Source organism: Massilia mucilaginosa (assembly GCF_011682145.1).
GTDB lineage: Bacteria > Pseudomonadota > Gammaproteobacteria > Burkholderiales > Burkholderiaceae_D > Telluria_A > Telluria_A mucilaginosa.
Genome location: NZ_WHJH01000002.1, coordinates 17,450 through 29,720 on the forward strand (window position 1 = coordinate 17,450; position 12,271 = coordinate 29,720).

Here is a 12,271-nt window from a genome sequence, read left to right on the forward strand (position 1 = left end):
GCATGGCTATTTCTTTTCCGCAGCCGCTTTCGCGACCAGGTGATCCATCACTTGCAGGGCCATCTGATGCTGTTGCGCTTCAGTGGCGTCAGCCGCGGCGACGCTGGCCTGGGTGGGCGAGGTCAGGTAGCGCCCGGCGATGGCGATCTTGGGCCAGTCCTGCACCTTGTAGGCGGCCACCATGGCGTTGGCGCGTCCGAGCTTGGCCTGGATGCCGAAGGAGCGGTAGGCAGTCGTAAAGGCGGCGCGCTCGATGCCGGCGCCGGCGGCCCAGTCGAACACCTGCTCGTCGTTGCCGAAGCGCTGGCGCTGTTCGTGCATCGCGGTAAACACCTTGGGGTGGTACTGCGGCGCGATGCCCATCGATTCGAGCGTGTAGTACAGGCGTTGCTGCGGCACCACAGCCGGCGTGTGGCCGAGGTGGACGCGCTTGAAGACGATCTTGTCGCTGTTCTTTTTCACCCACTCGGCCAGCACCGGCTCGAAACTGGCGCAGTGCGGGCAGTAATAGGCGAAAAACTCGGTGACTTCGATTTTCTGGCCGGCGTCGGTGTTCTGCGTCTCGGCCAGGGTGAGGTATTCGGCGCCGCTGGCCGGCTGCTCGGGCGAGGCGGACGCGCCGGCGCTCGAGCCGCACAGCGCCAGGGCGAGCATGATCTTGAAAAGAGTAGGCATCTGCGTGGGTCCGTGGTTATTTCTGGTTGCGTACGATGGCGACGTCGATGCCGGCGTCGACCAGCTTGGCGCGCGCCTTGTTCATCGACTCGACCTGGCCGAAGGGGCCGATGCGCACCCGGTGCAGCACGCCGCTGTCGTTGGCGCGCTCGCTGATGACCGCCTCGAAGCCGAGCAGCGCCAGCTTGGCGCGCGTGTTTTCGGCGTCGCCCACTTCGCGGAAAGCGCCGGCCTGCAGGTAATAGGTGATCTTGTCCTCGGCCGGTTCGGCGGCGGACGACGGCGTCACGTTCTGCGCGGTCGGCGCGGCGGCCACCTGGGTTGGCGCCGGCTTCGGTGCCGGCTCCGGCGCGGGTTTCTCTTTCATGTTGGCGATGGCCGCGCCCAGCGGATCGGCTTCGGCCGGCGTGGCCGGTTTCGGTTTCTCGGTGATCTGCTTGTTGGCCGCGCGCGCCGCGTCCTTGTTCCCGTAGAGCGGCTTGTTCGGATCGGCCGCCTGGCCGGCGGTCGGTTCCGTCATCTTGCCGGCCTTGCCGGTTTTATCGGTAAACGGCGTCGCACCCTTGGTGATCGCCAGCGCGACCGCGACAGCGATCACCAGGCCCACGATCAGGCCGATGACGATGCCGGTGAGGGTATTGCCTTGCTGGTGCTTGAGCGAGAAACGGGAATCGCGTGTCATTGGAGCTTTCAATCGAAGAAACGGTTACATTTTTTCCGGCGCCGACACGCCGATCAGGGCCAGGCCGTTGCGCAGCACCTGGCGCGTGGCGACCATCAGCGCCAGGCGCGCCAGCTTGAGGGCCTCGTCGTCGACCAGCACGCGCTCGGCAAAATAGAAGCTGTGCAGGTTGGCGGCCAGGTCGCGCAGGTAGAACGCCACCTGGTGCGGACCGAGCTCGGTTTGGGCGCGCGCCAGCGTTTCCGGATACGCGGCCAGGGTCGCCAGCAGGGTCATCTCGGTCGGCGCGGTCAAGGGCGCCAGGTCGGCATTGGCCAGCGACGCGATCTCGCCGGTGAACTGCTCGAGCATGCGGCAGATGCGCGCGTGGGCGTACTGCACGTAATACACCGGGTTCTCGTCCGAGGTTTTCAGGGCGATGTCGACATCGAACACGAATTCGGTATCGGCCTTGCGCGAGATGAGGAAGAAGCGCACCGCGTCGCGGCCCTTGGCGATGTCGCCGTCGCCCGACCATTCGATCAGGTCGCGCACGGTCACGTAGGAACCGGCGCGCTTGGAGATCTTGACCTCTTCACCGTTCTTCATCACGGTGACCATTTTGTGCAGCACGTAGTCGGGGTAGCCCTGCGGGATCTCCATGCCGACCGCCTGCAGGCCGGCGCGCACGCGCGCGATGGTGCCGTGGTGGTCGCTGCCCTGGATGTTGATGGCCTGGGTGAAGCCGCGCTGCCACTTGACGATGTGGTACGCCACGTCCGGCACGAAGTAGGTGAAGCCGCCTTCGGACTTGCGCATCACGCGGTCCTTGTCGTCGCCGTAGTCGGTGGTGCGCAGCCACAGCGCGCCATCCAGTTCGTAGGTCTTGCCGGCCTTGATGAGCGCCTCGACCGCCTTCTCGACTTTGCCGTCGGCGTACAGGGACGACTCCAGGTAGTAATTATCGAACTTCACGCCGAAGGCTTGCAGGTCGATATCCTGCTCGTTGCGCAGGTAGGTGACGGCGAACGGGCGGATCGAATCGAGGTCCTCGACCTTGCCGCTGGCGGTGGCGGGCAGGCCGTCGCTGGCCGAGACGGTTTTGCCGGCCAGGTAATCGTTGGCGATATCGGCGATGTAGTCGCCGTTGTAGGCCGACTCCGGCCATTCGGCGTCGCCCGGCTTGAAGCCGCGCGCGCGCGCCTGGACCGAATTGGCCAGGGTAGCGATCTGCACGCCGGCGTCGTTGTAATAGAACTCGCGGGTGACCGCATAGCCCTGGGCGTCGAACAGGGCGGCGAGGGCGTCGCCCAGCGCGGCCTGGCGGCCGTGGCCGACGTGCAGCGGGCCGGTCGGGTTGGCCGAGACGAATTCGAGGATCACCTTCTTGCCGGCGCCGGCATCGCTGCGGCCGAACGCCTGGCCTTCGGCGAGGATGGCCTTGACCACCGACTGCTTGGCGCAAGCGGCAACGCGCAGGTTGATGAAACCGGGGCCGGCGATATCGGCGCTGTCGATGAGCGCCTTGCCGGCCGGGTTTTCGAGCAGGGAAGCGACGATTTTCTGGGCCAGTTCGCGCGGGTTCATCTTGAGCTGCTTGGCCAGCTGCATGGCGATATTGCAGGCGATGTCGCCGTGCGACGGATCGCGCGGGCGCTCGAGGACGACTGACGGCGTGATGCCGGTGCCATCGAGGACAGGGGCGAGGGCGGCCTGGAACAGGGCGGCGATTTCTTGTTTTTGTGAGGCGAGCATGAGAGTTGATCTGTAGAGTGGTCGAGCGGTGGCAGTGCCACGGGCAATAGTGGCTCAATTATACTGGTTTGCCGCCCCTCTGAGTCCGCCCTCGCAGCCCATCGACAACGCCCCCGCCCGCAACAGTCCCCCAGCCGGGGTCCGCCCAACCGGGGTCAGAGCTCTCCAACCGGGGTCAGAGCTCTGATTAGCAACGAAATTACGTCGAGCATTGGTTTTGGCCCTGACGAATCCGCTTGAACGCCATGCGCAGGACCGCAGTGCCCGGGAAGCCACCTTTGCGCGCGCATTAATGTTGATTCAAGTAAAAATATTTCTATTTAGAGCTCTGACCCCGGTTGTAGGACTTTATGTTGAACAGTCGTTGGGCGTTGGAAGAATGTGTTGTCATAAAGGATCGTTTAAGCCTGTGCGGGGGCTAAACCGGTACAATTGCGCCTTTATTAAGTAGCTGAGCTGACCCCGACCATGACGAACAAGCGCCCGACGCTCTCCATCAAACCCGCCGCCGCCAAGACCACCAAGCCGGCCGCGCCGCGCATGCGCGCGAGTTATGAGGTCAAACCGGTGCTCCAGCCCGGCTACCGCCCCGACTTGAAACCCGATTCGCTCGCGCTGTGCCTGCTCGGCGCGGCGAACGCCGTGGCCCAGGTGCGCGCCGGCGCCGCCTTGCCGCAGGCGCTCTTGACCGCCTTCGGCGTCACCGCCGCCGCGCCCCAGGCGCGCGGGGCGATCCAGGATATCGCTTACCGCACCATGCGCCAGCTCGGCCGCAGCGAAACCCTGCTCGGGCTGATGACGTCCAAGGCGCCCGAGCCGCCCATGCTGGCCAGCCTGCTGTGCTGCGCGCTGACCCTGATCGATACGCCGGACGGCGCCGAGCCGCCCTACGAAGTGTTTACCGTGGTCGACCAGGCCGTCACGGTCGCCAGTTCGCATCCCGACATGGCGCACGCCAAGGGCATGGTCAACGCCGTGCTGCGCCGCTTCCTGCGCGAGCGCGAAGAGCTGCTCAAGACCGCGCTGATGCAGCCGGTGGCGCAGTTCAATTATCCGCAGTGGTGGATCGATGCCGCCAAGGCTGCTTATCCGGGCAACTGGCAAGCCATCCTGGCGGCCGGCAATGCCCAGCCGCCGCTGACCTTGCGCGTGAACCAGCGCAAGACCACGGTCGAGGCATACATCCAGTTGCTGGCCGACGCCGGCATGGGCGCCACGCAAATCGGCCCGTCCGCGGTGCGCCTCGACAAGGCGCTGGGCGTGGCCCTGATTCCCGGTTTCGACGAGGGCCTCGCTTCGGTGCAGGATGCCGGCGCCCAGCTGGCCGCGCCGCTGCTCGATGTGCAGGACGGCATGCGCGTGCTCGATGCCTGCGCGGCGCCGGGCGGCAAGACCTGCCACCTGCTGGAACTGGCGCAGCTGGACCTGACCGCGCTCGACTCGGACCCCAAGCGCCTCGAGCGCGTCGGCGAGAACCTGGAGCGGCTCGCTTTGAGCGCGACCCTGAAAGCTTTCGAAGCCCAGACCAGCGTCTGGTGGGACGGCCAGCAGTTCGACCGCATCCTGGCCGACGTGCCGTGCACGGCGTCGGGCATCGTGCGGCGCCACCCGGACATCCGCTGGTTGCGGCGCAAGGGCGACGCTCTCCAACTTGCAACACTTTCGGCCAAAATTCTCGACAACCTTTGGCAGATGCTGCGCCCGAATGGTAAATTGCTGTTCGTGACATGTTCGCTCTGGCCCCAGGAATCGGAGGCGCAGGCCGCCGCATTCGCGGTGCGCCACAACGCGACCCGCCTCGCCGCGCCGGGACAGTTGCTTCCGACCGGCACCGCCGTGCAGGATCATGACGGTTTGTTCTACGCCCTGTTTCAAAAAAACGCGACGTAACGGGTCCTTCGACTATGCGAACTTTTAAGGCTCTGGCCCTCCTGTGACATTACGATTTTTCCGACTCCTGGCCTGCCAGCTGCTGCTGATGTTCGCGTCCGCGTGCGCGTTCGTGCCGGCATGGGCGGCGGACGTGGTCGATGTCACGCATGCGCATATCGAGGCGACCGACGATGGCTACCGCCTCGCGGCCAGCTATGCGTTCGATCTGAACGAGGGCCTGGAAGACGCCATCAAGCATGGCGTGCAGCTGTACTTCACCACCGAAATTGAACTGACCCGCCCGCGCTGGTACTGGTATGACGACAAGGCGGTTTCGGCGCGCCAGACCATCCGCATCTGGTATAACGTACTGACCCGCCAGTACCATGTGTCGACCCTGGGCAGCATGGCGCAGAGCTTTCCGACCCTGGAAGACGCGATGGTGCTGATCCGCCGCCCCAGCCGCTGGGTGATCGCGCCGAAAACCGCGCTCAAGCGCGGCGAAACCTATAACGTCACCCTGCGCATGTTCATGGACCGCCAACTGCTGCCCAAGCCGATGCAGGTCAACGCGCTCAATAATTCCGACTGGCGCCTGGCTTCCAAGAACAAGACCTTCCCCTACACGGCGGAATGAACAAAGCGGCGCAATGAAAAAAGTGGAACCAGCGTGAAACAGGTCTTGCGCTATGCGGTGATGGTCGGTGCCGCCGTCGTCAGCATCCTGCTGTTCCTGCTCGCCTCCGCCTCCGACAATTCGGGCTTCTTCGACCGTTACTACACCTGGCTGCTGGGCCTGAACGCGGCGGTGGCCGGCGCGCTGCTGGTGTTCGTGGTGGTGGCGCTGGCGCGCCTGTATTCGCGCTACAAGAGCGGCAAGTTCGGCTCGCGCCTGATGACCCGCCTGGTGCTGCTGTTCGCCGGCATCGGCATCTTGCCGGGGCTGGTGATCTTCCTGGTCTCGGTGCAGTTCGTGTCGAATTCGATCGAGTCCTGGTTCAACGTCAAGATCGAAGCGGCGCTCGAATCGGGCGTGAGCCTGGGCGTGGCCGCGCTCGACCAGGCGCGCAGCGAACTGGGGGAGATCGGCGAGATCAGCGCGGCCACCATCGCCGGCCAGGAAGAAGTGGCGGCGCACGATATCCTCACGCGCCTGGTGCAGGACCAGGAAGGGATGCTGAGCGTGGTGATCATCGGCCAGGATGGCAAATTGATCACCAGCGCGGCCGCCCCGCGCGTGGACCTGAAGGCCGACATGCCGACGCCGGCCATGCTGTTGCAGGCGGTGATGCCGGGCGGGTACTCGGTGGCCGAGGGCGGGGTCGAGCGCGATTTCAAGGATGCCAGCGGCAACCACGGGGCCGCCTCGAGCGCGCTCGATGGCGCCACCAGCCTGCGCCTGCGCGTGGTGCTGGCCATTCCCGAGCCGCCCGGGGCCGCGCCGCGCTTTTTGCAGCTGATCCAGGCGGTGCCGGTCAAGCTGGCGATCAATGCCGAGGTGCTGCGCACCGCGTACAGCGAGTACCAGGAGCGCTTCGTGGCGCGCACCGGCCTGCGCAAGATGTATATCGAGACGCTCACGCTGACCTTGCTGCTGGCGATCTTCGGGGCGATTGCCAGTGCCTTCGTGATCGCCGGCAAACTGGCGCAGCCGCTGCTGGTGCTGGCCGAGGGCACGCGCGCGGTGGCCGAGGGCGACCTGTCGCCGCGCCCGATCGTGGCCACCTCGGATGAACTGGGCACCCTCACGCAATCATTCAATACCATGACCGGCCAGCTGTTCGAGGCGCGCAGCGCGGTCGAGCGCAACCGCGCCGCCCTGCAGAGCGCCAAGGCGCACCTGGAGTCGGTGCTGGAAAATATGTCGGCCGGGGTGATCGTGCTGGACGCCGACTCGAAACTGGTCAGTTCGAACGAGGCGGTCGAGCGCATCCTGCAGCACGACGTGGCCGGCCACATGGGCATGGCGCTGGCCGCGATCGACGGGCTCGAGGTGTTCGCGCAAGCCATCGCCAAGGCCTTTTCGACCCAGAGCGCGCAGAGCGCGGCCGGTTCGGCGCGCAAGCGCAGCCACTGGCAGCAGGAGATCGAAATCCCGCGCCGGCTCGGCACCAGCGACGACCATGACATCACCCTGCTGGCGCGCGGCTCGCGCCTGCCGGTGGGTGCCGGCAGCGGCTACATCGTGGTGTTCGACGATATTTCGGATGTGATCTCGGCGCAGCGCTCGATGGCCTGGGGAGAAGTGGCGCGCCGCCTGGCGCACGAGATCAAGAACCCGCTCACGCCGATCCAGCTGTCGGCCGAGCGCATGCAGATGAAGCTCGAGTCGCGCCTGCAAGGGACCGACCGCGACCTGCTCAACAAGGGCACGGCGACCATCGTCAACCAGGTCGACGCCATGAAGCGCATGGTGGACGACTTCCGCGACTATGCCAAGGCGCCGCCGGCGGTGCTCGACAAGCTCGACCTGAACGCGCTGGTGGGCGAAATCCTGCATATGTACCTATCCGGCGACGAAAGCGATATTATTCATGCTGAGCTTGCCGATAACCTGCCGTCGGTGATGGGCGACGCCACCCAATTGCGCCAGGTGATCCATAACCTGCTGCAAAATGCCCAGGATGCGATGAGCGAGCGCGGGCCGGATGCACCGGCGGCGCGCATCGATATCACCACCGAGGCCATTCATTACCAGGGTGCGAACGGGGCCGGGACCGCGGTGCGCTTGTCGATTGTCGATAACGGACCGGGATTCGCCCCTAAAATCCTGTCGCGCGCATTCGAGCCGTATGTCACCTCGAAAGTGCGCGGAACCGGGCTGGGACTGCCGATGGTGAAGAAAATCGTCGATGAACACGGCGGCAAGATCGAGATACAGAACCGGAGTGACGGAACTGGCGCGTCAGTGTTGATTTTACTGTTAAAGTTAGCACCGGCCAGCGTTGTGGCACAAGCGTTGAACTAAGAATAAAATCGCGGCTGTGAGCGGTATGCGCTGCATGCCATTGGAGCGGGAAAAAAGAGGAAGGCAAACACATGGCAAACATTCTCGTAGTTGATGATGAAATGGGTATCCGGGAGTTACTCTCGGAAATCTTGGGCGACGAAGGCCATGCAATCACGCTCGCTGAAAATGCGCAGCAGGCGCGCGATGCGCGCGCGGCGGGAGCACCGGACCTGGTGCTGCTCGATATCTGGATGCCGGACACCGACGGCGTCACCCTGCTCAAGGAGTGGCAGCGCGACGGCCTGCTGACCATGCCGGTCATCATGATGTCGGGTCACGCGACCATCGATACGGCGGTCGAGGCAACCCGGATCGGCGCGCTCAACTTCCTCGAGAAGCCGATCGCGCTGCAAAAGTTGCTCAAGGCGGTGCAGCAGGGCCTGACACGGGCGCAGGAAGTGGTGCGCGCGCCGGTGATCGCGCCGCGTCCGATGCTGGCGCCCCAGCCCGAGGAAAGCCCGATGACGGCCTCGGCCATGTTTTCGGCGCAAACCCCGCAGTCGGCCATCGCGCCGCGCATGGGCGGCATGCCGAACGGGGAAGGGCACGGCTTCAACCTGAGTTTCGACCTGCCGCTGCGCGAAGCGCGCGACGCCTTCGAGCGCATGTACTTCGAGCATCATCTGGGGCGCGAGGGCGGCAGCATGACCCGCGTGGCCGAAAAAACCGGGCTGGAACGCACCCACCTGTACCGCAAGCTCAAGCAACTCGGCGTCGAGCCGGGCAAGCTGGCTAAAAAGAACGGATGAGCTCACCCCCTGCGCGCCGCAGCGCCCTGACCCTGGTCACGGGCGGCTCGGCGGCGCAGCGCGAGGCGGCCATCGCGGCGCGCCTGGCGCAGTTGTCATCCGGCGCCGGCCCCCAGGCGGCCGCTGCCGGCCAGCCGCACGGCGTCAGCGCCGTCCTGCTCGAAGGGTTGCCGTCCGGCCAAACCCTGCTTTCTCCTTCCGACTCCCTGCCTGTTCACCGAATCGCACCCGGATGCCTGTGCTGCACCGGCAATCTCGTTTTGCGTGTAACATTAAACCGGATCCTGCGTCTGCGCCCCGACCGGCTGTTCATCGGGCTGGCCGCCACGGACCACCTTGATCAGTTGCGATCGTGGCTGCAAGACCCGCCATACGATCAGCTGTTGGAACTGACAGCGGACCTGCGCACTTGAAATCGGTCCGCATAGCCCCACCTGTTCTGTTGAGCACAGTGGAAAGTCTGATCGAGCGAAGGAGCAATAATGAACATGATTTACAACAGTGAACAGTACAGTGTGGTCGAATTCGGCGTCGATCACAATCTCGAAGCCCTGCGCTTCGGCGGCTATGAAATCGTCGACAAATCCGGTCGCCGGGAAGCTTTTATCGGCGGCAAACTTGCGCAATCGTTCAGGCGCGACGTCAACAACCTGATCGCCAGCGAACCGACCATGGAAGAGATCGATGACTTCCTGGGTTCGTACGACTCGCTGATGAGCCAACCGGTGCTGCTGCACTAATTCTTGCGCTAATTCCCGCAGGGCGGCAGGCCGTCCGCCGCCTGTTGCGCGGGCTCTCTGCCACTGCCGGGCCGGATCGCCCGCGCCTGGCCCTCGTGCCGCAGCAGGCAGCTGCCGCCGGGGGCCGCCATGTCGGCGACGCGCCCGTTTTTCCCACCGGCCAGCGCCTCAGCTTGCCTCACGAACATGGTATTCTTGCGCCATGTGCCAACTCCTCGGAATGAACTGCAATGTCCCTACCGACATTGTTTTTAGCTTTACCGGCTTCGCCATGCGTGGCGGCCGCACCGATACCCACCACGATGGCTGGGGCATCGCGTTCTTCGAAGGCGCCGGCGTGCGCCATTTCGTCGACCACCAGGCGGCGGTCGAGTCCCCTGTGGCCGAACTGATCAAGCGCTATCCCATCAAATCCCGGAATGTGATTGCGCACATCCGCAAGGCGACCCAGGGTCATGTTGCCTTGGAAAACTGCCACCCCTTCGTGCGCGAACTGTGGGGCCGCTACTGGGTGTTCGCCCACAACGGCGACCTCAAGGAGTTCGCGCCGACCCTGAACGGCCCCTACCGCCCGGTCGGCAGCACCGACAGCGAACAAGCCTTTTGCTTCCTGCTGCAGGAATTGCGCGCGCGCTTCGGCGACACGCCGCCCGCGCTGCCGGTGCTGCGCGCGGCATTGCAGGAACTGGTGGCCGCGGTGGCCGTGCACGGCACCTTCAACCTGATGCTGTCGGACGGCTCGGCCCTGTTCGTGCATTGCTCCACCAAGCTGCATTACGTGGTGCGCCAGCATCCGTTTGTCACCGCCAGCCTGTCCGATGAAGATGTCAGCGTTGATTTTTCTCAAGTCACGACCCCGGCAGACCGGGTAGCCATTATCGTCACCGAACCCCTGACCACCAACGAACAGTGGACCGCCTTCGCTCCCGGCGAGTTCAAAGTGTTCGTGGATGGAATGTCAATACAGGAGCGCTAAGTATTTCCTCCACGCACTGGTATTAATTAGGTTACATTACCGGCTGTTATTATTGATATTTACAGGACAGATGAGCCACAACTCCGAATCCGACCTAATGGCGCAACAGATGCCAGTGCGTGATTTCTACCTGGGGCGCCAGCCGATCCTCGACCGACAACAAGGTTTGTACGGTTATGAAATGCTTTTTCGCAATGCGGCAGGCGAATCGGCCGAGATCGACAACGATGTGGCCGCCACCGCCACCGTGATAGCCCATACCGCCCAGCTGGGCCTGGAAAAGGTCATCGGCGATGCGCTCGGTTTCCTGAATGTGGACGCCGAAGTGCTGATGAGCGACATTTTCGTTTTCCTGCCGCGCGAGCGGGTAGTGCTCGAAATCGTCGAGAGCATGGTGGTCAACCAGGCCGTGCTCGACCGCATTGCCGACCTGACCGCCCATGGCTTTCGCTTTGCGCTCGACGATGTGCGCGTCGATGCGCCCGAGGTGCAGCAGCTCTTGCCGATGGTCGAGTACGTCAAGCTGGACGTGCGCGCCATGCCGCTGTCCGGGCTGATGGCCGCCGCGCCGCGTTTCAAGCGCGACAAAAAGAAGCTGATCGCCGAGAAAGTCGAATCGCGCGAGGAATTCGACATGTGCCTGGGCCTGGGTTTCGATTACTTTCAGGGATACTATTTCGCCCGGCCGGCCGTGATCAGCGGGCGCAAGCTGTCGCCGTCGCAGCTGGCCGTGCTCGAATTGATGGGCCTGGTCACCTCGGACGCCGACAATATCGAGATCGAACGCGCGGTCAAGCGCGACGTGACCCTGGCCCTCAACCTGCTGCGACTGGTCAACACGCCAGCCATCGGCATGCGCCACCGCATCGATTCGATCAGCCAGGCGGTGACCATTCTCGGCCGCCGCCAGCTGCAGCGCTGGCTGCAGATCATGCTGTACGCCGAGCCTTCGCGCGGCGGCAACAGCATGACGCCGCTGCTCTTGCTTGCCACCACGCGCGGGCGCCTGCTCGAACTGCTGGCGCAGCGCCTGCGTCCCGGCCAGCGCAACGTGGCCGAGATCGCCTTCACGGTCGGCATCATGTCGCTGATGGATGCCTTGTTCGGGATGCCGATGACGGTCATCGTCGAGCAGATTCCCGTCATCGACGAGGTCTCGCACGCGCTGCTGCGGCGCAGCGGTTTTTTTGGCGACCTGCTGCACCTGGCCGAATGCATCGAGCGCATGGAAGAGTCCGACGACCAGGTGCTGCCCGCGCTGCGCGAACTGGCGATTTCCAGCGAAGAACTGATCGAACTGGAAGTGGCCGCCTTCGAGTGGAGCGACAAGGTGGTGCGTTACGCGATCTGAGCCTGATTCCGCGCCTGAAGCGGGGCGGGACCGTCGTGTTGGCGGCGGCCCCGCCCTGATTCACGATTCACGGACTGCCGGCCCATTGCCGGTGCAGGTCCGGGTCGCTGCGCAGCTCCCACAAGGCCAGCACGATGACGGCGATGCCCACGATGAGGCTGTTGCTCATCATGGGGCCGCGGTCGGCCATGGCCGGGATCCACGGCGACACCGCCACCCACACCCCCGCCAGCAGATTGACCACGACGGCCCAGGCATAGGTTTTGACCAGGTCGAACGCGGCGAGCAGGGCGATGACCGCGCCCGCGATCCAGGCATTGATTGCCTGTGGGGAGTCACTGGGATAGGCCAGTGCCCAGGGTGAGACGAACAGCCAGAGACCGAGCAGCAGGATCGCCTGATCCTGCCAGCGCCTGGCAGAGGGGTGGATTTCCATATTGCCTCCTGAACGCGAATTCCGGCGCGAAGAGCATTGCGCGGGA

General features: G+C 64.5%; 13 protein-coding genes. 8 read left to right on the forward strand and 5 right to left on the reverse strand.

What is annotated here, in order from left to right; translation table 11 throughout:
• Positions 1 to 6: 6 nt before the first annotated feature.
• Genes F2P45_RS02510 through argS form a run of 3 tightly spaced genes read right to left on the reverse strand, consistent with a single transcriptional unit; the run spans position 7 to position 3,091 of the window.
• Positions 7 to 675, reverse strand: a complete 669-nt coding sequence (locus F2P45_RS02510; protein WP_166870238.1) for a thiol:disulfide interchange protein DsbA/DsbL — start codon at positions 673 to 675, stop codon at positions 7 to 9.
• Between the two features lie 16 nt (positions 676 to 691).
• Positions 692 to 1,357 (reverse strand): SPOR domain-containing protein, encoded by a 666-nt coding sequence (locus F2P45_RS02515; protein ID WP_166870240.1) that lies wholly within the window; start codon positions 1,355 to 1,357, stop codon positions 692 to 694.
• A gap of 24 nt (positions 1,358 to 1,381) precedes the next feature.
• Positions 1,382 to 3,091 (reverse strand): arginine--tRNA ligase, encoded by a 1,710-nt coding sequence (argS, locus tag F2P45_RS02520; protein ID WP_166870242.1) that lies wholly within the window; start codon positions 3,089 to 3,091, stop codon positions 1,382 to 1,384.
• A 468-nt stretch (positions 3,092 to 3,559) separates the two neighbouring features.
• On the opposite strand from argS, the gene rsmB reads away from it, so the two are divergent.
• From rsmB to F2P45_RS02550, 6 genes are all read left to right on the forward strand, one after another.
• On the forward strand, positions 3,560 to 4,981 hold the full coding sequence (gene rsmB / locus F2P45_RS02525; protein WP_166870244.1) for a 16S rRNA (cytosine(967)-C(5))-methyltransferase RsmB: 1,422 nt from the start codon (positions 3,560 to 3,562) through the stop codon (positions 4,979 to 4,981).
• Between the two features lie 43 nt (positions 4,982 to 5,024).
• Positions 5,025 to 5,600: a DUF4390 domain-containing protein gene (locus F2P45_RS02530; RefSeq protein WP_370663201.1), complete on the forward strand. Its 576-nt coding sequence runs from the start codon at positions 5,025 to 5,027 to the stop codon at positions 5,598 to 5,600.
• Between the two features lie 33 nt (positions 5,601 to 5,633).
• Positions 5,634 to 7,931, forward strand: coding sequence for a sensor histidine kinase (locus F2P45_RS02535; protein WP_166870246.1), 2,298 nt, complete (start codon positions 5,634 to 5,636; stop codon positions 7,929 to 7,931).
• Between the two features lie 71 nt (positions 7,932 to 8,002).
• Positions 8,003 to 8,722 (forward strand): response regulator, encoded by a 720-nt coding sequence (locus tag F2P45_RS02540; RefSeq protein ID WP_166870248.1) that lies wholly within the window; start codon positions 8,003 to 8,005, stop codon positions 8,720 to 8,722.
• Entirely contained in the window at positions 8,719 to 9,135 is a 417-nt protein-coding gene (locus F2P45_RS02545; protein ID WP_166870250.1) for a P-loop NTPase family protein, read from the forward strand. The genes F2P45_RS02540 and F2P45_RS02545 overlap by 4 nt, the downstream gene beginning before the upstream one ends.
• 69 nt (positions 9,136 to 9,204) lie before the next feature.
• Complete coding sequence (locus F2P45_RS02550; protein ID WP_054266260.1) at positions 9,205 to 9,462, forward strand: BTH_I0359 family protein; 258 nt, start codon at positions 9,205 to 9,207, stop codon at positions 9,460 to 9,462.
• A gap of 8 nt (positions 9,463 to 9,470) precedes the next feature.
• Here the strand turns inward: F2P45_RS02550 and F2P45_RS35540 are convergent, their stop codons facing one another.
• On the reverse strand, positions 9,471 to 9,644 hold the full coding sequence (locus F2P45_RS35540; protein WP_223164666.1) for a hypothetical protein: 174 nt from the start codon (positions 9,642 to 9,644) through the stop codon (positions 9,471 to 9,473).
• A 20-nt stretch (positions 9,645 to 9,664) separates the two neighbouring features.
• On the opposite strand from F2P45_RS35540, the gene F2P45_RS02555 reads away from it, so the two are divergent.
• Together F2P45_RS02555 and F2P45_RS02560 are read left to right on the forward strand one after the other, a co-directional pair.
• Positions 9,665 to 10,438, forward strand: coding sequence for a class II glutamine amidotransferase (locus tag F2P45_RS02555; protein ID WP_166870252.1), 774 nt, complete (start codon positions 9,665 to 9,667; stop codon positions 10,436 to 10,438).
• A gap of 109 nt (positions 10,439 to 10,547) precedes the next feature.
• A complete protein-coding gene (locus F2P45_RS02560; protein ID WP_229504894.1) occupies positions 10,548 to 11,789 on the forward strand; it encodes an EAL and HDOD domain-containing protein in 1,242 nt (413 codons plus the stop codon).
• Positions 11,790 to 11,856: 67 nt separating this feature from the next.
• Here F2P45_RS02560 and F2P45_RS02565 read toward each other — a convergent pair whose 3' ends face one another.
• A complete protein-coding gene (locus F2P45_RS02565; RefSeq protein ID WP_166870256.1) occupies positions 11,857 to 12,225 on the reverse strand; it encodes an SPW repeat protein in 369 nt (122 codons plus the stop codon).
• Positions 12,226 to 12,271: the final 46 nt, after the last annotated feature.